This window comes from Paraburkholderia caffeinitolerans (assembly GCF_902859945.1).
GTDB classification, from domain to species: domain Bacteria; phylum Pseudomonadota; class Gammaproteobacteria; order Burkholderiales; family Burkholderiaceae; genus Paraburkholderia; species Paraburkholderia caffeinitolerans.
Window position 1 is genome coordinate 1 of record NZ_CADIKL010000029.1, and the last position, 23,879, is coordinate 23,879.

22 protein-coding genes are annotated in these 23,879 nt (G+C 67.0%); 14 read left to right on the forward strand and 8 right to left on the reverse strand.

Going from position 1 to position 23,879, the window contains the following annotated elements:
- The coding region (locus HV773_RS24385) for a 4Fe-4S dicluster domain-containing protein (RefSeq protein WP_175197018.1) at positions 1–409 on the forward strand (409 nt) is incomplete at its 5' end.
- 110 nt (positions 410–519) lie between these two features.
- On the opposite strand, the gene aroC is transcribed toward HV773_RS24385, so the two are convergent.
- The 3 genes from aroC to HV773_RS24400 form a co-directional block, all read right to left on the reverse strand.
- Complete coding sequence (gene aroC / locus HV773_RS24390; RefSeq protein ID WP_129561703.1) at positions 520–1,620, reverse strand: chorismate synthase; 1,101 nt, start codon at positions 1,618–1,620, stop codon at positions 520–522.
- Positions 1,621–1,731: 111 nt separating this feature from the next.
- Positions 1,732–3,732, reverse strand: a complete 2,001-nt coding sequence (locus HV773_RS24395) for a 1-acyl-sn-glycerol-3-phosphate acyltransferase (protein WP_129561702.1) — start codon at positions 3,730–3,732, stop codon at positions 1,732–1,734.
- Between the two features lie 123 nt (positions 3,733–3,855).
- On the reverse strand, positions 3,856–4,311 hold the full coding sequence (locus tag HV773_RS24400) for a CBS domain-containing protein (protein WP_129561701.1): 456 nt from the start codon (positions 4,309–4,311) through the stop codon (positions 3,856–3,858).
- 265 nt (positions 4,312–4,576) lie between these two features.
- On the opposite strand from HV773_RS24400, the gene HV773_RS24405 reads away from it, so the two are divergent.
- From HV773_RS24405 to HV773_RS24415, 3 genes are all read left to right on the forward strand, one after another.
- Positions 4,577–5,905, forward strand: a complete 1,329-nt coding sequence (locus HV773_RS24405; protein ID WP_129561700.1) for an O-acetylhomoserine aminocarboxypropyltransferase — start codon at positions 4,577–4,579, stop codon at positions 5,903–5,905.
- A complete protein-coding gene (locus tag HV773_RS24410) occupies positions 5,902–6,741 on the forward strand; it encodes an alpha/beta fold hydrolase (protein WP_129561699.1) in 840 nt (279 codons plus the stop codon). The genes HV773_RS24405 and HV773_RS24410 overlap by 4 nt, the downstream gene beginning before the upstream one ends.
- A gap of 125 nt (positions 6,742–6,866) precedes the next feature.
- A complete protein-coding gene (locus HV773_RS24415) occupies positions 6,867–7,187 on the forward strand; it encodes an Mpo1-like protein (RefSeq protein WP_129563306.1) in 321 nt (106 codons plus the stop codon).
- Positions 7,188–7,233: 46 nt separating this feature from the next.
- Here HV773_RS24415 and HV773_RS24420 read toward each other — a convergent pair whose 3' ends face one another.
- Positions 7,234–8,541, reverse strand: a complete 1,308-nt coding sequence (locus HV773_RS24420; protein WP_174220044.1) for a YihY family inner membrane protein — start codon at positions 8,539–8,541, stop codon at positions 7,234–7,236.
- Between the two features lie 125 nt (positions 8,542–8,666).
- Here HV773_RS24420 and wrbA point away from each other — a divergent pair, with 125 nt between their 5' ends.
- From wrbA to HV773_RS24440, 4 genes are all read left to right on the forward strand, one after another.
- The gene (wrbA, locus tag HV773_RS24425) at positions 8,667–9,275 is read left to right on the forward strand and encodes an NAD(P)H:quinone oxidoreductase (RefSeq protein ID WP_129561697.1); all 609 of its coding nucleotides are present in this window, start codon (positions 8,667–8,669) and stop codon (positions 9,273–9,275) included.
- Positions 9,272–9,658, forward strand: coding sequence for a DUF2069 domain-containing protein (locus HV773_RS24430; protein ID WP_129561696.1), 387 nt, complete (start codon positions 9,272–9,274; stop codon positions 9,656–9,658). Before wrbA ends, HV773_RS24430 begins: the two co-directional genes overlap by 4 nt.
- A 176-nt stretch (positions 9,659–9,834) precedes the next feature.
- Positions 9,835–11,271, forward strand: a complete 1,437-nt coding sequence (locus tag HV773_RS24435) for an FAD-binding oxidoreductase (RefSeq protein ID WP_129561695.1) — start codon at positions 9,835–9,837, stop codon at positions 11,269–11,271.
- Positions 11,272–11,306: 35 nt separating this feature from the next.
- A complete protein-coding gene (locus tag HV773_RS24440) occupies positions 11,307–12,113 on the forward strand; it encodes a metallophosphoesterase (RefSeq protein WP_129561694.1) in 807 nt (268 codons plus the stop codon).
- Between the two features lie 7 nt (positions 12,114–12,120).
- On the opposite strand, the gene HV773_RS24445 is transcribed toward HV773_RS24440, so the two are convergent.
- Both HV773_RS24445 and HV773_RS24450 read right to left on the reverse strand, forming a co-directional pair.
- The gene (locus HV773_RS24445; RefSeq protein WP_174220043.1) at positions 12,121–12,261 is read right to left on the reverse strand and encodes a hypothetical protein; all 141 of its coding nucleotides are present in this window, start codon (positions 12,259–12,261) and stop codon (positions 12,121–12,123) included.
- A 172-nt stretch (positions 12,262–12,433) separates the two neighbouring features.
- Positions 12,434–13,372 (reverse strand): LysR family transcriptional regulator, encoded by a 939-nt coding sequence (locus HV773_RS24450; protein WP_129561693.1) that lies wholly within the window; start codon positions 13,370–13,372, stop codon positions 12,434–12,436.
- 155 nt (positions 13,373–13,527) lie between these two features.
- Here HV773_RS24450 and HV773_RS24455 point away from each other — a divergent pair, with 155 nt between their 5' ends.
- From HV773_RS24455 to HV773_RS24480, 6 genes are all read left to right on the forward strand, one after another.
- On the forward strand, positions 13,528–15,126 hold the full coding sequence (locus HV773_RS24455) for an efflux transporter outer membrane subunit (protein ID WP_129561692.1): 1,599 nt from the start codon (positions 13,528–13,530) through the stop codon (positions 15,124–15,126).
- A gap of 11 nt (positions 15,127–15,137) precedes the next feature.
- Entirely contained in the window at positions 15,138–17,393 is a 2,256-nt protein-coding gene (locus tag HV773_RS24460) for an FUSC family protein (protein WP_129561691.1), read from the forward strand.
- Complete coding sequence (locus tag HV773_RS24465) at positions 17,383–17,583, forward strand: DUF1656 domain-containing protein (protein ID WP_129561690.1); 201 nt, start codon at positions 17,383–17,385, stop codon at positions 17,581–17,583. The genes HV773_RS24460 and HV773_RS24465 overlap by 11 nt, the downstream gene beginning before the upstream one ends.
- A gap of 37 nt (positions 17,584–17,620) precedes the next feature.
- Positions 17,621–18,484 (forward strand): efflux RND transporter periplasmic adaptor subunit, encoded by an 864-nt coding sequence (locus HV773_RS24470; RefSeq protein ID WP_129561689.1) that lies wholly within the window; start codon positions 17,621–17,623, stop codon positions 18,482–18,484.
- Between the two features lie 191 nt (positions 18,485–18,675).
- Positions 18,676–19,260, forward strand: a complete 585-nt coding sequence (locus HV773_RS24475; protein ID WP_160113450.1) for a HyaD/HybD family hydrogenase maturation endopeptidase — start codon at positions 18,676–18,678, stop codon at positions 19,258–19,260.
- A 262-nt stretch (positions 19,261–19,522) separates the two neighbouring features.
- A complete protein-coding gene (locus HV773_RS24480) occupies positions 19,523–21,427 on the forward strand; it encodes a propionate--CoA ligase (protein ID WP_129561687.1) in 1,905 nt (634 codons plus the stop codon).
- A gap of 31 nt (positions 21,428–21,458) precedes the next feature.
- Here HV773_RS24480 and HV773_RS24485 read toward each other — a convergent pair whose 3' ends face one another.
- Both HV773_RS24485 and HV773_RS24490 read right to left on the reverse strand, forming a co-directional pair.
- The gene (locus HV773_RS24485; RefSeq protein ID WP_129561686.1) at positions 21,459–22,826 is read right to left on the reverse strand and encodes an MFS transporter; all 1,368 of its coding nucleotides are present in this window, start codon (positions 22,824–22,826) and stop codon (positions 21,459–21,461) included.
- Positions 22,827–23,018: 192 nt separating this feature from the next.
- Positions 23,019–23,837, reverse strand: coding sequence for a 5'-methylthioadenosine/adenosylhomocysteine nucleosidase (locus tag HV773_RS24490; protein WP_129561685.1), 819 nt, complete (start codon positions 23,835–23,837; stop codon positions 23,019–23,021).
- Between the last annotated feature and the right edge of the window lie 42 nt (positions 23,838–23,879).

Consider the following 23,879-nt stretch of genomic DNA (forward strand, 5'->3'; position numbering starts at 1 on the left):
TGTGCCGTGGACGCTCCATCACCAGCACCGCGATCACGAGATGCTCAAGCCGGCGTCGCTGTGCAAGCCGATCGAGTATCCGAAGCCCGATGGCAAGCTTACGTTCGATCGCCTGTCTTCGGTGTTTATTTCCAATACGAACCACGAAGAGAACCAGCCCGCGCATTTGACGTTGAAGGATGCGAGCGTGCCGGTGAACGTGAATCTGCGCACCTATGCGGGCCCTGAAGGGCGCTTCTGCCCGGCCGCGGTCTATGAGTTCGTGAAGAACGACGACGGCAGCGACCGCCTGCAGATCAACGCGCAGAACTGCGTGCACTGCAAGACCTGCGATATCAAGGATCCGACGCAGAACATCGTGTGGGTCACGCCCGAGGGTGGCGGCGGGCCGAACTATCCGAACATGTAAGCCCGGAAATCAACAAAGGCGCTCCTCGGAGCGCCTTTGTCGTTTCATGCCGGCGAGGCGCGATCAACTCGCCGCCAATGCCTCCAGCCGCGCCCTCACGCGCGCGGCAATCAGGCGTCGCTGGCCGGGATCTTTGGCGTCGTCACGACGACGTCGCCGTTCTGCGCGCGATGGCGCAGCGCATGGTCGATCAGCACGAGCGCGAGCATCGCCTCGGCGATCGGCGTCGCGCGAATGCCCACGCACGGGTCGTGACGGCCGAAGGTCTCGACCGTGGCCGGATCCCCGGTCTTGTCGATCGAACGGCGCGGCGTGCGGATGCTCGAAGTCGGCTTGATGGCGATCGACACGGTGATGTCCTGCCCCGTCGAAATGCCGCCAAGCACGCCGCCCGCATGATTGCCGTGAAAGCCGCCGGGCGTGAGTTCGTCGCCGTGTTCCGAGCCGCGCTGGGCCACGCTCGCGAAGCCCGCGCCGATCTCGACGCCCTTCACCGCATTGATACCCATCATGGCGTGCGCAATGTCGGCATCGAGGCGGTCGAAGAGCGGCTCGCCCCAGCCCACCGGCACGCCGCTCGCCACCACGTCAATGCGCGCGCCGATCGAGTCGCCGTCCTTGCGCAGGGCGTCCATGTAGGCTTCGAGTTGCGGCACGATGTCGGCGTTCGGCGCGAAGAACGGGTTCTCCGGCACGTGCTTCCAGTCGACAAACGGCACGTCGATCTCGCCGAGCGCGCTCATGAAACCGCGCACTTCCACGCCGAAGCGCTCGCGCAGCCATTTTTTCGCGACGGCGCCGGCCGCCACAGTGGGCGCCGTCAGGCGCGCCGACGAACGGCCGCCGCCGCGATAGTCGCGGATGCCGTACTTCTGCCAATAGGTGTAGTCGGCGTGGCCCGGGCGGAAGGTCTCGACGATGTTGCCGTAGTCCTTGCTGCGCTGGTCGGTGTTGCGGATCAGGAGCGCGATGGGCGTGCCGGTCGTCACGCCCTCGAACACGCCCGAGAGGATCTCGACCTGGTCTGCTTCCTGACGCTGCGTGACGTGACGCGAAGTGCCCGGGCGGCGGCGGTCCAGATCGATCTGGATGTCGGCTTCCGTGAGCGCCATGCCGGGCGGGCAGCCGTCGATGACGCAGCCGATGGCCGGGCCGTGGGATTCGCCGAAGGTGGTGACGGTGAAAAGCGTACCGAGCGTGTTGCCGGACATGGCGGTGGTCCAAAGTAAATCGGGGAATCTAGCATTATGCCAGCCCGCGCGACGACCCGCCCGCGCTGCTTTTCCGCCGCCGGCCCCCGCCCGCCGTGCTACCCGCAGCACTTAGCGCCGCGCGCCCCGCAACTCGGTCACCTGGCGCTGGAGTTCGTCGACCGTCACGTCGCCGGGCACCACCGGCTCGCCTACCGCGAGCGTGAGCCGGCTCGTCAACCCGCGCCGCACTGGCCGCTCTTGGCCCGACGTCCCATGCCGCGAGAACGCGCTGCCCCACAGCCCGCGCAGCGCCATCGGCACGACCGGCGCGGGGTGCCGCTTGAGGATCTCCGTCACGCCGTGGCGGAACGGATTCATCTCGCCGGTCTTCGTGAGCTTGCCTTCGGGAAAGATGCACACGAGCTCGCCATCGGCGAGCGCGGCGGCGCAGTGGTCGTAGGCCGACGCCAGCAGCGCCGCGTCCTCGTGCGCCGGCGCGATCGGGATCGCCTTCGCATGCCGGAACAGCCAGCCGAGCACCGGCGAGCGGAAGATCTGGTGATCCATCACGAAGCGGATCGGCCTCGGGCTCTCGGCCATGATGACCACCGCATCGACATAGCTGACGTGATTGCAGACCAACACCGCGGCGCCCTCGGCGGGAATGCGCTCGGCGTGCACGAGCCGCACGCGATAGACCGTATGCACGAGCACCCATGCCACGAAGCGCAGCAGAAACTCGGGCACGAGCGTGTAGATGTACGCGGCCACGACGATATTGAGCAGCGCGGTCGTGAGAAAAATGCCCGCAATGCCCACGCCCGCGGCAGTGAGCGCCATCGCCATGAGCGCCGAGACGATCATGAAAAGCGAGTTGAGAATATTGTTCGCGGCAATGATGCGCGCGCGATGGCTGGGCGCGCTGCGGCTCTGAATCAGCGCGTAGAGCGGCACGCTATAGAAGCCGCCGAACATCGCGAGCAGGAACAGGTCGGCCAGCACGCGCCAGTGCGCGAGCGTGCGCACGAACTCGCCCACCGAAAGCAGATGGGGCGCGGCGGGCAGCGCATGGCTCGCGAAAAAGAGATCGATGCCGAACACGCTCATGCCGATCGAGCCAAGCGGCACGAGGCCGATCTCGATGCGCCCGCGCGATAGCCGCTCGCACAGCATCGACCCCGTGCCGATGCCCAGCGAGAACATGGCGAGCAGCAGGGTTACGACATCGGGATCGGCGGACAGCACGTCCTTCGCGAAGTTGAAGAACGACGCGAGAAAGGTCGCGCCGACGAACCACAGCCACGAAATCCCAAGCAGGCTCAGAAACACGGTGCGGTTGCCGTGCGCAAGACGCAAGTTCCGCCAGGTCTCGGAAAACGGGTTCCAGTTGATGCGCAGATCCGGCTGCGACGGCGCGCAGGGCGGCACGAACGCGCTGGCCACGCGGCCGATCAACGCAATGCCGATGCACAGGCCACCGAGCCACCAGGCGCCCGCCGGCGTCCCGGCCGGGACCGTGGCGGATGCAGCGTTCGTTGCCACATCGGACGCCGCATCGGACGCGCCAATGCCCGCCATGAGCCCGCCCATGATCGTTCCGATCAGGATCGCCACGAAGGTGCCCATCTCCACGAGCCCATTACCGCCGACGAGTTCGTCATCCGCGAGCTTTTGCGGCAGATACGCATATTTGATGGGCCCGAACACGGTGGAGTGCACGCCCATCAGGAACGTGCACAGGTAAAGCAGCGGCGCGCTGTGCATCCAGAAACCCGTCGCGCCGATCAGCATCACCACGATCTCGAAGGTCTTGACCCAGCGCGTGAGCACGGCCTTGTCGAATTTGTCGGCGATCTGTCCCGAGGTGGCCGAAAAGAGCACGAACGGCGCGATGAAGATCGCCGAGATCAGGAACGCCACCGTTTTCGGATCGACGCCCGAAAAACGCGCCGCCTGATAAGTCACGAGCGACGTGAAGCCGATCTTGAAGACGTTGTCGTTCATCGCGCCGAGAAACTGCGTCCAGAAGAACGGGGCAAAACGGCGCTGGCGCAGCAGTGCGAACTGCGAGCCATGGCCGCTCGGTTCGCTTGCTGCGCGCTGCGCGACGGGCATCGGACTTTCGCTCATCGAATAGGATTCATGCTGTAGGAATAGGAGGCCCAGACGCGAAAAAGCGCGCTGGACGCGCGCTTTTCAAGCGGATTCGTGGGGGGATCGCGCGCGCGTATGAGTCAATGCGCGGCGCCGCGATCAACGTCCCGAATGCTGTTCTTCCTCGGGCCAGTCGCGAATATAAGCCTTGAGCAGCTTGTTTTCGAAGCCCTGCGCCTCCACCACCGCCTTCGCAACGTCGTAGAACGAGATCACGCCCATCAGCGAGCGGCTGTCCATGACGGGCAGATAGCGCACGTGATGCTCGAGCATCATGCGGCGCACTTCGTCGACGTCGGTTTCGGGCGTGCACGTGATGGGATGGTCGTCCATGACCTTGCGGATCGTGGTGGTGCCGACGCCGCCGCCATTCGCGCTCACCGTCATGATGATCTCGCGGAACGTGAGCATCCCAACCAGGTCGCCATACTCCATGACGACGAGCGAGCCGATATCGTGCTCGGCCATGGTATTCACCGCTTCGTGCAGCGACGTGTCCGGCGTAACGGTGTAGAGCGTATTGCCCTTGACCTTGAGAATGTCGCTCACGCGCATGATGTGTCTCCTATGCCGAAGAGGCCTGGCCATACCGCGCCGGGCCTCATTCCTTGCAAAAAATATTGGGGGCAGTGCCGAAAAGAATAGTTACTTCGTTTCGATGCTATCGGAAAGGCCCACAAAAGGAAAGCTACGGGAAAGGCGCAATCCCTGCGCCCGGCAAGCCGGCACGCCCTCGCCGCCCGCCCCCGCGAGCGCAGGCCGGTGTTACGATGCCAGCACCTTTCACCCGACGCCGGTTCGCGCCGGCCGTGCTGCCACGATGTCCGACCCACGCTTCGACACGCTCGCGCTGCATGCCGGCGCCGCGCCCGACCCAGTCACCGGCGCCCGCGCGACGCCGATTTATCAGACCACGTCGTTCACGTTCCGCGACACCGACCACGCGGCGGCGCTCTTCAACATGGAGCGCGCGGGCCACGTGTACTCGCGCATCTCGAACCCCACGGTCGCCGTGTTCGAAGAGCGCGTGGCCGCGCTCGAGGGCGGCGCGGGCGCGATCGGCACCGCGAGCGGCCAGGCGGCGCTGCATCTGGCGATCGCCACGCTGATGGGCGCGGGCTCGCATATCGTGGCGTCCACCGCGCTCTACGGCGGCTCGCACAACCTGCTCGACTACACGCTGCGCCGCTTCGGCATCGCCACGACCTTCGTGAAGCCCGGCGACCTGGACGCCTGGCGCGCGGCCCTGCGGCCCGAAACGCGCCTGCTGTTCGGCGAAACGCTCGGCAACCCGGGGCTCGACGTGCTCGACATCGCCGGCGTCGCGCAGATCGCGCACGAGCATCGCGTGCCGTTGCTCGTCGATTCGACCTTCACCACGCCGTATCTGCTGCGCCCGTTCGAGCACGGCGCCGATTTCGTCTACCACTCGGCCACGAAATTCCTGGGCGGCCACGGCACGACCATCGGCGGCGTGCTGGTGGACGGCGGCACCTTCGACTTCGACGCCTCGGGCCGCTTCCCCGAACTCACCGAGCCTTATGCGGGCTTTCACGGCATGGTGTTCAGTGAAGAGAGCAGCGTCGCGCCGTTCCTGCTGCGCGCGCGCCGCGAAGGCCTGCGCGACTTCGGCGCGTGCCTGCATCCGCAGGCCGCGTGGCAACTGCTGCAGGGCATCGAGACACTGCCGCTGCGCATGGAACGGCATGTGGCGAACACGCGGCGCATCGTCGAATTTCTCGATGCGCACGAAGCCGTGCAGTCGGTGGCCTATCCCGAGTTGCCCGGGCATCCCGACCACGCGCTAGCCCAACGCCTGCTGCCGCGCGGCGCGGGCGCCGTATTCAGCTTCGATCTGGCGGGAGGCCGCGAGGCCGGCAAGCGCTTCATCGAGTCGCTGTCGCTCTTCTCGCATCTCGCGAACGTGGGCGACGCGCGCTCTCTCGTCATCCACCCCGCCTCCACCACGCACTTCCGCATGGACGAGACCGCGCTCGCGGCCGCCGGCATCGGCGCGGGCACCATCCGCCTCTCGATCGGCCTCGAAGACCCCGACGACCTGATCGACGACCTCAAGCGCGCGCTCAAAGTGTCACAAAAAGCGTCGCAGAAAGCCGCCCCGGCCGCAGCGGGCAAGGAGGCGTCGTGATTATCGACGTCGCAGGGCAAGCCGCTTACGCCTACACGGGCGGGCGCGCATTCGACCCGGCCCGGCCCGTGGCGGTGTTCGTCCACGGGGCCCAGCACGAACACAGCGTGTGGGCGCTGCAATCGCGCTATTTCGCCCACCACGGCTTCAGCGTGCTGGCCGTCGATCTTCCGGGCCATATGCGCAGCACGGGGCCGGCGCTCACCAGCATCGGCGCGCTCGCCGACTGGCTCGGCGCCCTGCTCGCAGCGCTCAAGGTCGAGAAGGCGTTCGTCGCCGGACACAGCATGGGCTCGCTGGTCGCGCTCGAATTTGCCGCGCGTCATCCGGAGCGCGCCTCGGCCATTGCGCTGCTCGCTACCGCCGTGCCGATGGCCGTGTCCCCCGCGCTGCTTGAAGCCGCGCGCGAGCGCGAACCGGAAGCCATCGCGCTCGTGAACGCGTGGTCGCATTCGACGCTCGCGGCCAAGCCTTCGAGCCCCGGCCCCGGCTTCTGGCTGCGCGGCATGAACCAGCGGCTGATGGAGCGCGTCTCGGCGCGCGGCGCGCCGCAGCTCTTTCACGCCGACTTTGCGGCCTGCAACGCCTACGCGGATGGGCTCACGAGCGCGGCCAAGGTACGCTGCCCAGTGCGCCTGATCGTCGGCAAGCGCGACATGATGACCCCGCCGCGCGCGGCAAGCGCGCTCGCCAGCGCACTCGCGCAGGCGGGTGCACCCGTCGATACGGTGACGCTGGACGCCGGACACGCATTGATGACCGAGCAGCCCGACGCGACGCTCGACGCGCTCTTCGCCTTTGCGATGCAGCATGGGCCACGGGTGGGGAACGGCTAGTCGGACTGCGCGGACCGCGCGGACTGCGGCCGGTCCTGGTTGCACGACCGTGCGGATCGCCGCAGAATGACCGGATGAGCGACCCTTGGCGCAGCGGCACGCAACGCGCAAAGGAGGAGACGATGATGAGCCATCCCACCGATACCGGGCACTTCGCGAATTTCGCGCAGTTCTATCCGTTCTATCTGAGCGAACACAGCAACCTCATGTCGCGGCGGCTGCATTTCATCGGCTCGCTGGGGGTGATCGGCTGCCTCTCCATGGCGATCGCCACGGGCAACTGGCTCTGGCTGCCCGCCGCCGTGGTGTGCGGCTACGGGTTCGCCTGGATCGGCCACTTCATGTTCGAGAAGAACCGCCCGGCCACGTTCCGGCATCCCATCTACAGCCTGATGGGCGACTGGGTCATGTTCTCGGATATTTGCCGCGGAAAAATTTCGATCTAGCGGCGCGCGTGCTTGCCCGCGGTTCTTTCCCGAAGCGCCCTCAACTTCAAGCCGCCGGGTGCGGCAACCCAGCCTGGTCCGCGCCAGCCTCGGCAATGCGGACCAGCTCGCGCCGCGCAGCCAACAGCGAAGCGAGCGAGATCGAAAGCTTGTCGTTGTCCAGCGCGCTGATCAGCGTCGTGGCATCGATATCACTCGATTTGAGCTGATACGCGAGTTCCTTGCGATCGACCACGAAGCGCGCGTAAATGCGCTCCACCGAGATTCGCGCGGGGTTCGCGATCAACACGTAATGCGGCTTCTCGCCGTCCTTTTCCAGCCGGCCGATCAATTCGTCCTCCTCCAGATCCGTCACGAGCCGCGTGACGGTGGCAAGGTCGCGCCGCAGCAGTTGCGCGAGCTGCTCGGTGGTGCTGCCCGGCTGGCCCACGTCGCGCGCCTCCGCCAGTCCCGCGAGCAATTCGAGCGCATCCAGCAGATCGCTGCCGGGAAAGCGCGGCCGGTTGAAACGTCCGGTGCGGATCTCAGGCAGCGCCGACGTGATCATCGCGCCCACGAGCGTGATGAACCAGCTCAGATACATCCATAGCAGGAACATCGGCGCCGCCGCGAACGCGCCATACACCGCCGTGTAGGTGGGGATGCGCCGCACGTAAAGGCCGAAGCCGCGCTTGGCCAGCTCGAACGCGATGGCCGCCGCGACGCCGCCCACCACCGCGTCGCGCCACTCCACACGGCAATTCGGCAGATAGACGTAGAGCATCGTGAACGCGAGCGCCGTAAGCGGCAGCGACGCGCCGATGAGCAGCCAGTCGAACACCATCGAGACGTGCTGCTCGGTGGCGAGCGCGACCGAACGCGTGAACAGGTACGACGAAAGCGACAGACTCACGCCGATCAGGATCGGCGCGAGCGTGAGGATCGCCCAGTACACCAGCACGCGCTGCGCGAACGGCCGCGCCTTGCGCACGCGCCAGATCAGGTTGAACGCCGACTCGACCGTCATCATCGTCATGACCGAAGTGACGAACAGCACGATCATGCCCATCGTCGTGAGGCCCTTGGCCTTCGACGCGAACTGATTGAGGTACATGAAGATCTGGCTGTTGATCTGCGCCGGCATCAGGTGGTCGGCGAGAAAGTCCTGCAGCGAATTCTGGAACGTCGCGAAGATCGGAAACGCGGTGAAGAGCGCGAACGCCACCGTGGCAAGCGGCACGATCGAGAGCAGGGTCGTGAACGTAAGGCTGCCCGCCACCTGCGGAATGCGGTCTTCGCGGCTTCGCCGCGCGGCGAAGCGCGCGAGCCGCTTCACGATATCCAGATCGATTCGTAATCTCGACAACACGTCCATTGGCCTTGCCTTTTCCAGACAGCGCACCGCATTTTGCGAAAACCCGGCGAAAAAACAGCGAAAAACTGGCTGAAAACTCGCGGCTAACCCAGCCCCTATAATATCCCGTCCACCGACGAGGCCCGATGAAACCGATTCTTGTGCTCTATTACAGCCGCCATGGCGCGACCCATGAACTGGCGCGCGCCATCGCTCAGGGCATCGACAGCGTGCCGGGCGCCGAAGCACGCGTGCGCACCGTGCCGCCCGTGTCCACGGTCTGCGAGTCCACCGCGCCCGACATTCCCGACGACGGCCCGCCCTATGTGGAATTGCGCGATCTCGAGGAATGCGCGGGCCTCGCGCTCGGCTCGCCCACGCGCTTTGGCAACATGGCCGCCCCGCTCAAGTATTTCCTCGACGGCACCACGCCGCAATGGCTCTCGGGCGCGCTCGCGGGCAAGCCCGCCTGCGTCTTCACGTCGACCGGCAGCCTGCACGGCGGACAGGAAAGCACACTGCTCTCGATGATGCTGCCGCTGCTTCACCACGGCATGCTGCTCGTCGGCATTCCGTACACCGAAAGCGCGCTCACTTCGACGCAAAGTGGTGGCACACCCTACGGCGCATCGCATCATGCGCGCGCCGACGGCCGCGGCCACGGTCTCACCGCCGACGAAAAAGCGCTCGCCGTGGCGCTCGGCGTGCGGCTCGCGCGAGCGGCGCTCGCGCTGTTGCAAGGCGAGCGGCCATGAATAGCGGCTCACGCGCAACCGGCGCACCAGCCGCGCTCGGCGCGTTCATCACACTCGCTGCGCTCACGCTGCTGTGCCTCGCGTGGGAGTGGAAACTCGCGCCACTGCGCCCCGGCGGCAGCGCACTGGTGCTCAAGGCGCTGCCGCTTGCCGCCGCGCTGCCTGGCGTGTTGCGGCGTCGTCTTTACACGCTGCAATGGGCGTCGATGCTGGTGCTGCTCTACTTCGCCGAGGGCATCGTGCGCGGCTTGACCGACCCTGCGCCCGGCAACCTGCTCGGCTGGATCGAGGTTGCGCTCGCCCTCGGGTTCTTCGGCTGCGCGCTCACGTATGTCGCGCCCTTCAAGCGCGCCGCACGGCGCGCCAAGCGGGAACGCGCGTAAATACACACAGCGTGCGTCAGTGCGCACACCCAGCGGCCCCCTGCCCGCACCTTGACCATCCGGTCCCCTGGCGTGTCACACTAACCTTTTAGCCAGAACCGTATGCCGGCCGTCGAGCGCGGGGCGCGCCCAGCGCCCCATCGCCACCTCCCGGCCCCGGAGACAACCCGCCCGCCATGACCCCAAGCAACGCACTCGCCCCGCAAGCCTTCCTTGATGCCTGCGCCAGCGCCATCGGCGCGCAGCACGTACTGACCGACGCCCACGACACCGCGCCCTACCTCGCCGATTGGCGCAAGCGCTACGAAGGCGCCGCGTGCGCTGTGCTGTGTCCCGCAAGCGCCGACGAAGTCGCCGCCGTCGTCAAGCTCGCACACGAACATCGCATCGCGCTCGTGCCGCAGGGTGGCAATACCGGCCTCGCGGGCGGCGCAACGCCCGACACGAGCGGCCGCCAGGCCGTGCTCAGCCTGCGCCGCCTGAACCGCGTGCGCGAGATCGACACCCACAACAACACGATCACCGTCGAAGCGGGCGTGATCCTCGCCGAGGTCCAGGCGCGCGCCGCCGAGGCCGGACGCCTCTTTCCGCTCTCGCTCGCCGCCGAGGGCAGCTGCACGATCGGCGGCAATCTCTCGACCAACGCGGGCGGCACCGCCGTGCTGCGCTACGGCAACACGCGCGAGTTGTGCCTCGGCCTCGAAGTGGTGACGCCGCAAGGCGAACTCTGGGACGGCCTGCGCGGCCTGCGCAAGGACAACACGGGCTACGATCTGCGCGATCTTTTTATCGGTGCGGAAGGCACGCTCGGCATCATCACGGCCGCCGTCATGAAGCTGCATCCGCAACCGGCCGCGCGCGTTACGGCGCTCGCGGGACTCGCCTCCGCACATGCCGCGCTCGACTTTCTCGCGCTCGCGCAGCGCTTTGCCGGGCCGCTCCTCACCGGCTTCGAGCTGATGTCGGACTTCTGCATGCAACTGGTCGGCCGGCATTTTCCGCAGTTGCGCTACCCGTTCCAGCAGCGCCACGCGCAGGTCGTGCTGCTCGAACTCTCCGACAACGAAAGCGAGGCACACGGCCGCGAACTCTTCGAGCGTCTGATGGAAGCGGCGCTCGAAGAAGGCCTCGTGGAAGACGCCGTGGTTGCGGAAAGCCTCGCGCAATCGCAGGCGTTCTGGAATATCCGCGAGCACATTCCGCTCGCGCAAGCGCAGGAAGGGCTGAACGTGAAGCACGACATCGGCGTGCCGATTTCGCGCATCGGCCATTTCATCGAGGAAACCGACGCCGAAATCGCGCGCACGGTACCCGGCGCGCGCATGGTCACGTTCGGCCATCTCGGCGACGGCAATCTGCACTACAACGTGCAGGCGCCCGAAGGCGGCGACCCGAAGCGTTTCCTTGCGGAAAACGAGCCGACGCTGAACCGCATCGTCTACGACAGCGTCGCGCGCCATCGCGGCACAATCAGCGCGGAGCACGGCCTCGGCCAATTGAAGGCCGATGAGAACGCGCACTACAAGAGCGATGTCGAACTCGCACTGATGCGCGCCGTGAAAACCGCGCTCGACCCGCTGAATCTGATGAATCCGGGCAAGGTCATCCGCTGAGCGTGACTGCCGTGCTGAACACCGAGGGAGGCGAAGTGAAAGTTCGTGTGCTATCCGACCTGCATCTGGAAAACGACGAGCCGGACACGATCCCGCACGCACAGGCCGATCTCGTCGTGCTCGCGGGCGACATCCACAATCATGGGCTGGGCTTGCGCTGGGCCGCCGAGACGTTCGACCCGCAGGTGCCCGTAATCTACGTGCCGGGCAATCACGAGTACTACGACGGGGAATTCGGCGCGCTCGAAGCGGCCATGTGCGACGCCGCCGCGACGCTCGACAATGTGCACTTCCTGAACAACGGGACGTACGTCGATCCGGCGGGCCGCTTTCGGGTGCTCGGCACGACGCTATGGGCGGATTTCGCGTTGTTCGGCGCCGACGAAGCCGCGCTCGAAGCGGCAATCGAGGCGGCGAAGCGCGTGATGCTCGACTTTCGCGGGCTGATTCAGGTGTCGTGGCCCGCGAGCCCCGAGGCCGCCGCGCGCGATTTCACGCCCGCGGACTCGCTCGCGCTGCACGCGCACGCGCGGGCCTGGCTCGAAGCGGAGCTGGCGAAGCCGTTTGCGGGCAGGACGATCGTCGTCACGCATCACGCGCCGCATCGGCTAAGCCTCGCGGCGCGCTACGCGGACGATCTGGTCTCGGCGGGATTCGTGAACGATCTGGGCGCGCTGGTGGGCGCACCGGCCGCGCTCTGGATACACGGCCATACGCACACCTGCTTCGACTACACGGTCAACGACACGCGCGTGGTGTGCAACCCGCGCGGCTATCGCGACCGGCGCACCGGCCAGCCGGAGAATCCGGCCTTCGCATGGGACAAAGTGGTGGAGATCTGAGCGCGGCTCAGCGCGGGTCGCGCATGCGCTGCGCGCGCAGCGTAATGGGTTGAAGCTGCGCGCGGCGCATGCGCAGCAAGTCGCGTGACGCGGCGATGCCGATCAGGCCCATCATCACGGCGATGCCGATCATCATATGCACATCCATGGAAAACCTCGGGTTCTGGCGGATTGACGTTTCAGTTCCGCTACCTTAGCAAGCCGCCGCGACGACGTGCGTAAGGAAGTGTTGCCATCTCCCGAAGCTGTAACAGGCTGTCACGAAGGCTGTCGCCACACGCCGTCAGCGCGCCCGCTTCCAGTCCTGGCTCCCGGTCGATTCAGGTCCGCGCGAACTGCCGCAGCTCGGTCTGGTCTTCCGCCATCGTCGCGGGCAGGCTCTCGCGCAACAGTTCGACCCACGTGCGAATCTTCGCGTCGAGATACTGACGCGACGGATACATCGCATAAACATTCATCTCCTGCGACTTGTATTCGGGCAGGATCCACACGAGCTCGCCGCTGCGCAGCCCGCCGATGGCCGAATAGATCGGCAAGAGCCCGACCCCCATGCCCTCGCGCACCGCCACGGCCGCCGCTTCGGCGACATTGACCTGGAACGGGGCCGCGCCGAGGTCGATCGTCTCTTCTCCCTCCGGGCCGGTGAACTGCCACTGCGACGCCGGGAATACCGGCGTCACCATCTGCAGGCAGCGATGATTCGCGAGGTCGCGCGGCGTTTGCGGCACGCCGTGGCGCTCCAGGTAGGCCGGCGACGCGCATGCAATGCTGAACGCACTCGTCAGGCGCTGCGAGACGAAACCCGAATCGGGCAGATCGGTGGCCAGCACCAGCGCGACGTCGTAGCCCTCGTCGAGGATATCGGGCATGCGCTGCGCAAGCGTGAGGTCCACCTGCACCTCCGGATACAGCTGCTGATACCGCCCCACCGCGGGCACCACATAGTGCTGGCCGAAGCTGGTCATCGCGTGAACCTTGAGCCGGCCCGAGGGACGCGCGTGCGCGTCGCCGGCTTCGGCCTCCGCCTGGTCCACATAGGCCAGGATCTGCTCGCAACGCTGGAGATAGCGCTCGCCGGCCTCCGTAAGCGCGATGCGGCGCGTCGTGCGATTCAGGAGCCGCGTGCGCAAATGCGCCTCCAGATCGGAGACCGCGCGCGACGCGTAGGCCGTCGTCGTATTCAGATGCTGGGCGGCGCCAGTGAAGCTGCCGGCTTCGACCACCCGCATGAATACCCGCATGTTCTGAAGCGTATCCATAACAATCCTTAAGCTAACGGGAGAATTGTTACATATCTAGCAAAATCGATTGTCTCAAATCACGTAAGAATGCCTTGCATCCTTACTGGTTATTCGCCAATCAAGCAAAAAATATAATGCGGTACGTCAAACTATGCATCGAAAAGGAGTAAATCGTGCAGTCTCCGGTACCGAAAGGACTAGCCGCACTCACGGTTCTTACGTTCTCGTTGATAATCGCGGGCTGCGCCAGTACCGGGGGCATCGCACCGCAAGCGAAGCACACGGACGCGGCCCAACTGGACGCGGGCTCGGCCATCCGCGCCGCCAACACGGACGCGCAATGGCCCGCCAGCAACTGGTGGCGCGCCTATAACGACCCGCAGCTCAATGCGTGGATCGAAGACTCGATCGCGGGCAATCCGTCGCTCGCCGCCGCCCAGGCGCGCGTGCGCGAGGCGCGCTCGATGGCCGGCGTCGCGCAAGCAGGGCTCCTGCCGCAAATCAACGGCAGCATGTCGGTGCAGCGCCAGCAATGGGCCGACAACGTCTTCTACGGGCCCGGCCCGCTGGCCGGCGCCAATACGTGGAACAACACGGCCACGCTCGGCCTCTCATACCACCTCGACCTCTGGGGCCAGGACAAGAACGCCGCCGAGCGCGCGCTCGACATGGCGCACGCCACGGCCGCCGATGCGCGCGCCGCACAGCTCGAACTCGAAGTGAACGTGACGCGCGCGTACATCGATCTTTCGATGAACTACGCGTTGCTCGACATCGCCAAGCAGACGCTCGCCGAGCAGCAGAAGATCCTCACGCTCGCGCAAAAGCGCCTCGCGGGCGGCATCGGCACGCAGCTCGAAGTGAGCCAGGCCGAAACGCCGCTGCCCGAGTACGAACGCCAGATCGACGCACTCGAAGAAAACATCGCGCTCGGCAAGAACCAGCTTGCCGCGCTCGCGGGCAAGGGCCCCGGCGCGGGCGAATCGATCACGCGCCCGACGCTCTCGCTCGCCGCTCCGGCGGGCCTGCCCTCGGCGCTGCCGGCCGAGCTGATCGGCCATCGCCCCGATGTGGTCGCGGCGCGCTGGACCGTCGCGGCGCAGGCGCGCGGCATCGACGTCGCAAAGGCCCAGTTCTACCCGAACATCGATCTGCTCGTCTCGATGGGCGGCTATGCGGCGGGCGGTCCGCTATTCCAGTTCCTCAAGTCGATGAGCGGCAGCTACGCGGGCGGCGCCGCGCTTTCACTGCCGATCTTCGACGGCGGGCGCCTGCGCGCGCAGCTCGGCGCCCAATCGGCGGCCTATGACATCGCCGTCGAGCAGTACAACCAGACGCTTGTAACCTCGCTCAAGCAGATCGCCGACCAGGTCGTGCGCATGCGCTCACTCGCCACCCAGGAAGACGACGCGCATCGCTCGGTCGCGGCCGCACAGCGCAACTACGACCTCTCGGAAACCGGCTTTCGCCGCGGGCTCAGCGACTACGTCAACGTGCTGATCGCGCAGACGCAGTTGCTGCGCGCGCAGGAAGGCGTCGCGCACATCCAGGCCGCGCGCCTCGCCGCCCACGCAACGCTGGTGGCGTCGCTCGGCGGCGGCATGATCGATCCGGCAGGCGGTCCTGCGGCGGGCGGGCCGACGCAAGCCGAGCAGTTGCCCGCGCACGGCAAGAAGACGCGCGACGTGCCGCTCATGCCTGCAGCGCTGTTTGCGCCGAAGCTGCCAGACGTGGATACGGCCCATGCGGCCGATTCAACCACCGCGCACTGAGGCCCGCGAAGATGCCAGCGTCCTCCCGCACTTCCACGCAAGCCGGCGGCCCGCGCGCTTCCCAGGCGCGCCAGGCGTTCGCCGACTGGGCGCGCACCGACGGCCTCGTCTGGCTCTACATCTTCAAGGCGATTGCCGCAGCGCTGCTCGCGCTCGGCGTGGCAATGAAGCTCGACTTGCCCTCGCCGCGCACCGCCATGACCACGGTGTTTATCGTGATGCAGCCGCAAAGCGGCCCCGTGTTCGCGAAAAGCTTCTACCGGATCTGCGGCACGCTGGTCGGCCTCGTGGTCATGCTCGCGCTGATCGGCGTGTTCGCCCAGCAGCCCGAGCTCTTCATCGCCAGCACCGCGCTCTGGGTCGGCATCTGCACGGCGGGCGCCGCGCGCAACCGCAACTTCCGCTCGTACGGCTTCGTGCTCGCGGGCTATACGGCCGCGCTGATCGGCATTCCAGCCTCGCAGCATCCCGACGGCGCGTTCATGTCCGCGATGACGCGCGTGGCCGAAATCTCGCTCGGCATCATCGCGTCGGGCTTCGTGAGCGCCGTGGTGTTTCCGCAGTACACGGGCGAACTGCTGCGCGCCACGGTGCGCCAGCGCTTTTCGTCGTTTGTCGACTATGTGTCGGCGTCGCTGGGCGGGAAAGTCGAGCGCTCGCGGATCGAAGCGACCAACGCGCGCTTCGTGGCCGACATCGTCGGCTTCGAGGCGAGCCGCAGCACGGCCGTGTTCGAATCGCCCGACGCGCGCATGCGCGCGGGGCGGCTGGCGCGCCTGAACACCGAGTTCATGACGGTCTCGACGCGCTTTCACGCGCTGCATCAGTTGATGAACCGCCTGCGCGAGAGCGGCTCGACTGTCACCGTCGACGCGCTCGAGCCGTATTTCCGCGAAATCGCGCCGCTGTTCGACAAAGCCGGCGAGCCGGTGCTCAGCGCCGCCGATGCGGTTCACGCGGCCGCACAGCTCGAGAACTACCGCGCGACGCTGCCCAAGCGCGTGCGCGAAACGCGCGTGCAGCTCGAAGCCGATCTGGACCAGCAAGGCAAAAACGCTGACACGCGCGCCGCGCGCCTGCTCGACTTCGACACAGCCACCGAGCTCTTCTACCGCTTCGTGCACGAGATGAACGAATACACGGCGACCTACGCCTCGCTCGCCGTCGACACGCACTCGCGCGAAAAATGGGTCGCGCGCTACGTGCCCAAGACCAATCTGGTCGCGGCCGCCGTGGCGGGCCTGCGCGCGGCCATCGTGATGGGCCTGCTCGCCGCGTTCTGGATCGCCAGCGCGTGGCCGAGCGGCGCGAATCTCGTGCTCACCGCCGCGGCCACCTGCGCGCTGGCGTCCGCCTCGCCCCAGCCCGCGCGCATGTCGAGCCAGATGGCGGGCGGCACGATGCTCGCGTCGGTGGTCGGCATGTTCCTCACGTTTGGCGTGTTTCCGCACATCGACGGTTTTCCGATGCTGTGCGTCGCGCTCGCGCCCGCGCTCGCGCTCGGCGTGTTCCTCACGACCCGCCCGGCGTATATGGGCTACGGCATGGGCTACTGCATCTTCTTGTGCTTCCTCGTGGGCCCGGACAACGTCGTGCAGTACAACCCGGCCGGCTACATGAACGACGCGCTGTCGCTCGTCATGTCGATGATCGTCACGGCGGCCGCGTTCGTGGTGCTTCTGCCGCCATCCGCGCCGTGGTTGCGCAAGCGCCTGCTCGCCAATCTGCGCGGCCAGGCCGTGCACGCGTGCCGCGCGCGCTGGCTCGGTTCGAGCGGCCTCGCGGGTCTGCGCAACCGCTTCGAAAGCGGCGCGCGCGATCTGATGTTCCAGCTGCAAGCGCTCGCGGGCAACGACGAAGCGTTGCGCCACGACACGCTGCGCTGGATGTTCGCGACGCTCGAGATCGGCAATGCCGCGCTCGATCTGCGTGAGGAACTGGCCGCCGTGGCGGAGCGCGCGCCGTGGCGCGACGCCGCCGAGGCCACGCTCAAGGCCGTGAGCGCAGTGTTCGAGCGCCCCGACGCGAACCGCCACGCCACCGCGCTCGCCGTAACCGGTGCAGCCATCGCGGCCTGCCAGGGCGTGCTCGAACAAATCGTGCAAGACAACGCGCCGCGCGAAACGCGCCATCGGCTGCAGCGCATCCTGAGCCATCTGCATTTCATCCGCACCGCGCTCATCGATCCGCAATCGCCGTTCGCCGCGTATGTGAATCACCCCGTGAACCAACCCGCCCCCGCGCAAGGAGCAAACCATGCCGCGTGACGTCGCGTTTCTCGACGCCTACCTTCCCGCGATCGTCCTGCTCTTCATCCTGGGCGCGGCGCTCACGTGGGTGCTCGATTCCGTGCTGGCCCGAACCGGCCTCTACCGGATCGTGTGGCACCCCTCTCTCTTTCGCGTGAGCCTGCTCGTGGTCGTGTGCTGCGTGCTGGGGCTCGCGTTTTATCGATGAACTCGCTGAACAACGCCGAACCGGATTCAAACGAATCATGACTATCCGAAACATCATTGGCTTTATCGCGACGGCGCTCATTTTCGTCGTCGCCATTCTGGTCGGGCGCGTCCTGTGGGTGCACTACATGGACGAACCCTGGACCCGCGACGGCCGCGTGCGCGCCGAAGTGGTGAACATCGCGCCCGACGTCTCGGGCGCCGTGGTCGAGCTGCCCGTGCGCGACAACCAGTTCGTGCACAAGGGCGACCTGCTCATGCAGATCGACCCGTCGCACTACCAGATTGCCGTGGAGCAGGCGCAAGCCGCCGTGGCCGCGCGCAAGGCCGAACTCACCATGAAACAGGACGACGCCCGCCGCCGCGCCGACATGGACAGCCAAGTCGTCTCGCAGGAAAGCCGCGAGAACGCCTCGCACACCGCGAGCTCGGCGCAGGCGCAGTACCAGCAGGCGCTCGCCGCGCTCGACGCCGCGAAACTCAACCTCGAGCGCACGCGCGTGGTCTCGCCGGTGGACGGCTACATCACCAACCTCCAGGTGTTCCGGGGCGACTACGCGAACGCGGGCCAAGCGCGGCTCGCGGTGGTGGACAGCCACTCGTTCTGGGTCTACGGCTATTTCGAGGAAACCAAGCTGCCGCGCGTGAAGGTGGGCAACAAGGCCGACATCAAGCTGATGAGCGGCGGCACGCTCGAAGGCCATGTGGAAAGCATCTCGCGCGGCATCTACGACCGCGACAATCCGCAAAGCCGCGAACTGCTCGCCGACGTGAACCCCACCTTCAACTGGGTGCGGCTCGCGCAGCGTGTGCCGGTGCGCATCCACATCGACAAGGTGCCGGACGACATGACGCTCTCCGCGGGCACGACCTGTACCGTGGTCGTGAAACCGGGCGCGTGACCCGAAGCGCGTCTGAACATCGCTTAAAGATTTTGACTATTAATCGAAGATTGTCCGACAGTCAATCGCCTGAACCTGCAAAATTTATCCCGGCACGCGAACAAATTCCTAATTTTTTGACATACCTCAACACAAAAATATGCGCCAGCTAAGAGTATTCTGAACTCTGTGTCTTTCGCAAAGTGAATCGCGTGAGCTTTCTCTACGAGCACGTTCCGTTTATCTTCGCCCGCCCCCTCACGGCGCCGGCCCGCGCCGCCACGCACAAGCCCGCGCTGCCGCGCATCGTCGTGCTGGGACTCGGCAATCTGCAATGGGGCGACGCCGGGTTTGGCATGCATGCGATCGAGCGACTCAAAGCCGGCTGGCAGTGCGCATCGCATGTCGAATTTGTCGCGGGCGGCACCCAGGGACTCGCGCTCCTGCCGCTCCTCGAGTCGGCACAGCGCATGCTTGTCTTCAACTCGGCCGACTTCGGCTGTGCGCCCGGCACGCTGTGCGTGCGCGAAGGCGACGAAGTCGTGCGGCATCTGCATACGCGCCCCGTGAATCTGCATCAGATGGATTTCGCCGATGCGCTCGCCTGCGCACAACTCAAAGGCCACTATCCGCGCGAACTCGTGCTGATCGGCGTGCAGCCGCTCGCGCACGACGCTTACGGCACGGGACTCGGCGCTGCGGTGAGCGCGCAGCTCGATCCCGCGGTGGAGATCGCGTGCCGCCGGCTGCGGCGCTGGCATGCGCACCCGCGCCCGCTCGTGCAACCCCTCGTGTAACCCCTCGTGTAACCCGACTCCGCGCGCGAAGCCTCGCTGCACTCCTGATCGCGCATTGACGTCCCAGCCGCACGCGCTGCGCGCGTGTTGGGGGACACAGCGGCGAACCCACGGGTGAACCCGCGTTGCCCACGCCCATTGCACTGCACTATCCTCGACCCTTCAGAGCCGGATCCGGCCGCCATATCGGCATCATGCGGGCGCCGTCCCATGCATCACCCCAAGCGCCGCGCCCGCGACACCGCACGGGAGAATGGACGTCATGCGCCGTTACCGCGAGTTCCACCGCGAGTCGATCGATCGACCCGAAGACTTCTGGCGCCGCGAAGCCGCGCGCATCCATTGGCAAACGCCGTTCACCGAGGTGCTCGACCGCTCGAATCCGCCCTTCGCGCGCTGGTTCGCGGGCGGACGCACGAACCTGTGCTTCAACGCCGTCGACCGGCACCTCGACACCCGCGCGCAGCAAAACGCGCTCGTCTACGTGTCGACCGAGACCGGCATCGAGCGCCGCTACACCTACGCCGATCTGCATGCCGAAGTCAACCGCATGGCCGCCGTAATGCGCTCGCTCGGCGTACAGCGCGGCGATCGCGTGCTGATCTATCTACCGATGATTCCCGAGGCCGTGTTCGCGGTACTCGCCTGCGCGCGCCTCGGCGCGATCCATTCGGTGGTGTTTGGCGGCTTCGCGGCACCGAGCCTCGCCGCGCGCATCGACGACGCGAAGCCCACGCTGCTCGTGTCGGCCGACGCCGGCGCGCGCGGCGGCAAGGTGATCGACTACACGCCGCTCGTCGACGAGGCCATGGCGCGCGCCGAACATGCGCCGCCGCGCGTGCTGCTGATCGACCGGCAGTTGGCGCCCGAACGCCTCAATGCGCCTTATCTGATCGACTACGAACCGTTGCGCGAGCAGCATTACAACGCGCACGTCCCCTGCGAATGGCTCGAATCGAACGAGCCTTCATACGTGCTTTACACGTCGGGCACGACCGGCAAGCCCAAGGGCGTGCAGCGAGACGTCGGCGGCTACGCGGTGGCGCTGGCCGCATCGATGGAATACATCTTCGAGGGCCGCGCCGGCGACACCATGTTCACGGCGTCGGACATCGGCTGGGTCGTGGGCCACAGCTACATCATCTATGCGCCGCTGCTCGCGGGCATGACCACGGTGATGTACGAAGGCACGCCCGTGCGGCCCGACGGCGGCATCTGGTGGCGCCTCGTCGAGCAGCACCGCATCAACCTCATGTTCACCGCGCCCACGGCGATCCGCGTGCTCAAGAAGCAGGACCCCGCGCTGCTGCGCTCAGCCGACCTGTCGAGCCTGCGCACCCTCTTTCTCGCGGGCGAGCCGCTCGACGAGCCCACCGCGGTGTGGATCTCGGACGCGCTCGGCAAGCCGGTCGTCGACAACTACTGGCAGACCGAAACCGGCTGGCCGATGCTCGCGATCCAGCGCGGCGTGGAGGCCCTGCCGCAGAAGGTCGGCTCGCCGGGCGTGCCGTGTTACGGCTACGACCTCGTGCTGCGCAACGAGCACACGGGGGAACCCTGCGCGCAGGGCGAGAAAGGCGTGATCACGCTGAGCTACCCGCTACCGCCTGGCTGCATGCAAACCGTCTGGGGCGACGACGCGCGCTTCGTGAAGACGTACTGGGAGAGCGTGCCGGGCCAGCAGGTGTATTCGACCTTTGACTGGGGCGTGCAGGACGAGAACGGCTACGTGACGATCCTCGGCCGCACCGACGACGTCATCAACGTGGCGGGCCACCGGCTCGGCACGCGCGAGATCGAAGAAGCAATCTCGTCGCACGCGGCGGTGGCGGAAGTGGCCGTGGTGGGCGTGAACGACACGGTGAAGGGCCAGGCCGCGCTCGCGTTCGTGGTGCTGCGCGACGCGGGTGCGGCGGCGGATCCGGCTGCAGCGGACAAGCTCGCCGCCGCGCTCGCGGCCACCGTGGACCGCCAGCTCGGCGCCATCGGGCGGCCCGCGCGCGTGCACTTCGTGTCGATGCTGCCGAAGACCCGTTCGGGCAAGCTCCTGCGCCGTGCGATCGCCGCGCTCGCGGAGGGGCGCGATCCCGGCGACTTGCCGACCATCGAGGACGCAGCAGCGCTGCAGCAGATCCGCGAAGCGGTCGAGCCAACCGGCAAGGCGTGAGGCGACGCGCGAAGACGCGAGCGCGGCGCCTTCAGGACAGCTGGGCGGCGCGGCGGGCTTCCGCCTGCGCCGCCTCGCCGCCTTCATCGGCTTCAATCTCCGCTTCAACGCGCGTACGCGACGGCAATGCCGCGACCGCCAGCGCCGCCACGAGCCCCGTCACCGCGAAGGCTACGAAATTCCACGACCAGTTCGCGCCGACACTCGCGATATAGCCGCCCATGAGCGGCCCGCACATTGCTCCGAAGCGCGCGAACGACAGCGCCCAGCCCGTCGCCGCGCCGCGCGCGTGGGACGGATAGAAGTGCGTCAGATGGCCGGTGAGGATGAGAGAAGCGGAGATGCTGCCGATGCCCGCGAGCGCCACGAGCGCATAGCTCACGACGAGCGCGTTGCGGGTCATCAGCGCGGCAATCGCGAGCGCGCCGATGGCATAGGCCAGCGCGACCGTCGCACGCGCGCCGAAGCGGTCGGCGATCTTGCCCAGCACCACGCCGCCGCACGCGGAAGTCAGGCTGAACACGAGCAGGAAGCCAAGGCTCGAGCCGAGATCGTAGCCTTGCTTGCGCATGATCATCGGCAGCCAGGTGTTGAGGCCGTACACGAGCAACATGCCGCAGAACAGTGCGATCCAGAAACAGGCCGTCGCGCGCAGACGCCGGCGCGCGAAGATCGCGGCCACGACGTCGCGCAGGCCCGCCGGCTGCCGGGACGCGGCACCGTGCGCGCCGTGTGCCACAGCCAGCTCACCGGTCACGCCGAGCCGGACGGCGAGCGCGCTTGCCTCGTCGATCCGTCCGCGCGCGGCCAGATATTCGAGCGATTCGGGCAACGCGAGCGCCATCGGCACCAGCGCAAGCAGTGGCAGCGCACCCACCGCCATCACGCCGCGCCAGCCCCATGCGGGCAAGAGCGTCATGGCCACGAGCGCCGCGCACAGGATCCCGAGCGAGTAGCCCGAGTACATCATTCCGTAATTGAAGCTGCGCCGCGCCGGCGGCGAATACTCGATGGTGAGCGCGGCGGCCACCGGAATCACGCCGCCGAGACCGAGGCCGCCCAGAAATCGGCACAGGCCGAACCAGAACGGCGTGGGTGCGAGCGCGGCGCCGGCCATCGTGAGCGAGAACAGCGCGACACAGGCCAGCAGCATGCGCCGCCGCCCGAGCAGATCGCCGATCGTGCCGATCGCCATCCCGCCGAAGAACATGCCCGCGAGCGCGTAGCTGCCGAGCGCGCCGAGTTGCATCGGCGTGAGGCTCCAGTGACGGTCGGCGGCAAGCGCGGGCAGCACCGCGCCGAGACTGCCGACGTCGTAGCCTTCGAAGAGGACGGACAAGCCGCAGACGAGCAGGACGGCGCGCGTCGTGCGCGCAGGAATGAAGCGGGCATCGGACATGGGCGGGCACGGCGCCGTCCTGTCCGGGCGTCTCCAGATGCCTTGCAGCAAGGTCCGGAGGCGCAGACTTTCAGGCGCGGTCGGTCAATGGCGGTTGAACGGCAGGCCAGATTACTTTAGATCTAAATAATTTCACAGTCATTGTTAACCCGCGCCCACGGGCTGACTGCGGCCCACCAGGACCCGTGCCGCTCAGCGCTGCGCTGGGCGGTACGACACGAGAAAGCGCCGCAGAATGCCCGTCGAATAAGTGCTGGCGATGTCGGTGAGGAACGACGAGAACGAGGTGCTTGCATGCTCGTCGGCGGTATCGGAGATGGTGCGCACGACCGCGCACGGCACCTCGTATTCGTAGCAGACCTGGGCCAGCGCCGCGCCTTCCATTTCCACGGCAAGCGCATCAGGCAAAGCCGCGCGCAATGCGCCCACGGCCACCGCGCTCGCCACGAACTGGTCACCGCTGATCACGAGTCCGCGATGCACGGCCGGCAGCGCGGTTTCGAAGCGCGGCAGCGCGGCGCTAAAGCGCGCCGCCAGCGCCACGCCCTCTTCCGCGACGAAACGCTCGCACGCGGCAGCCAGCGCATCGGCCAGCGCGCGGTCGGCGTCGAAGCGCGAGCGCGCGAGCAGCGGAATCTCATGGCGCGGAAACAGTGGCTCGGCATTCATGTCGTGCTGGAGCAGCGTCTCGCCCACCACCACGTCGCCCACGTGCACGTCCGGCCCCACGCCGCCCGCCACGCCCGTGAAAACCACCGCCTCCACATCGAATACGTGGATCAACGCACTCACGGTCGCCGCAGCAGCAACCTTCCCGACGCGCGCGAGCGTCACCACACACGGCACGCCGTGCACGGCGCCCAGGTGATAGTCGCGCCGCCCGAGCGTGCGCGTGACGACACCCGATTCAGCCTGCATCGTGGCGATCAGATCGCCGAGTTCCTGGGGAAGCGCGGCAAGCACGCCAAGCGGGCGCGCCGCTGCGCCGGGCGGTGTGGATGAGGGGTTCATTGCTTCAAGGGCCTGCCGGGTTGCGTCGATGGATTACATCGC

Bases quoted from the DNA above. Each gene is read 5' to 3' on its own strand.
- aroC (WP_129561703.1), bottom strand. From the start codon at position 1,620: ATGTCCGGCAACACGCTCGGTACGCTTTTCACCGTCACCACCTTCGGC.
- HV773_RS24395 (WP_129561702.1), bottom strand. From the start codon at position 3,732: ATGAGCGAAAGTCCGATGCCCGTCGCGCAGCGCGCAGCAAGCGAACCG.
- HV773_RS24400 (WP_129561701.1), bottom strand. From the start codon at position 4,311: ATGCGCGTGAGCGACATTCTCAAGGTCAAGGGCAATACGCTCTACACC.
- HV773_RS24405 (WP_129561700.1), top strand. From the start codon at position 4,577: ATGTCCGACCCACGCTTCGACACGCTCGCGCTGCATGCCGGCGCCGCG.
- HV773_RS24415 (WP_129563306.1), top strand. From the start codon at position 6,867: ATGAGCCATCCCACCGATACCGGGCACTTCGCGAATTTCGCGCAGTTC.
- HV773_RS24420 (WP_174220044.1), bottom strand. From the start codon at position 8,541: ATGGACGTGTTGTCGAGATTACGAATCGATCTGGATATCGTGAAGCGG.
- wrbA (WP_129561697.1), top strand. From the start codon at position 8,667: ATGAAACCGATTCTTGTGCTCTATTACAGCCGCCATGGCGCGACCCAT.
- HV773_RS24430 (WP_129561696.1), top strand. From the start codon at position 9,272: ATGAATAGCGGCTCACGCGCAACCGGCGCACCAGCCGCGCTCGGCGCG.
- HV773_RS24435 (WP_129561695.1), top strand. From the start codon at position 9,835: ATGACCCCAAGCAACGCACTCGCCCCGCAAGCCTTCCTTGATGCCTGC.
- HV773_RS24445 (WP_174220043.1), bottom strand. From the start codon at position 12,261: ATGGATGTGCATATGATGATCGGCATCGCCGTGATGATGGGCCTGATC.
- HV773_RS24450 (WP_129561693.1), bottom strand. From the start codon at position 13,372: ATGGATACGCTTCAGAACATGCGGGTATTCATGCGGGTGGTCGAAGCC.
- HV773_RS24460 (WP_129561691.1), top strand. From the start codon at position 15,138: ATGCCAGCGTCCTCCCGCACTTCCACGCAAGCCGGCGGCCCGCGCGCT.
- HV773_RS24465 (WP_129561690.1), top strand. From the start codon at position 17,383: ATGCCGCGTGACGTCGCGTTTCTCGACGCCTACCTTCCCGCGATCGTC.
- HV773_RS24470 (WP_129561689.1), top strand. From the start codon at position 17,621: ATGACTATCCGAAACATCATTGGCTTTATCGCGACGGCGCTCATTTTC.
- HV773_RS24480 (WP_129561687.1), top strand. From the start codon at position 19,523: ATGCGCCGTTACCGCGAGTTCCACCGCGAGTCGATCGATCGACCCGAA.
- HV773_RS24485 (WP_129561686.1), bottom strand. From the start codon at position 22,826: ATGTCCGATGCCCGCTTCATTCCTGCGCGCACGACGCGCGCCGTCCTG.
- HV773_RS24490 (WP_129561685.1), bottom strand. From the start codon at position 23,837: ATGAACCCCTCATCCACACCGCCCGGCGCAGCGGCGCGCCCGCTTGGC.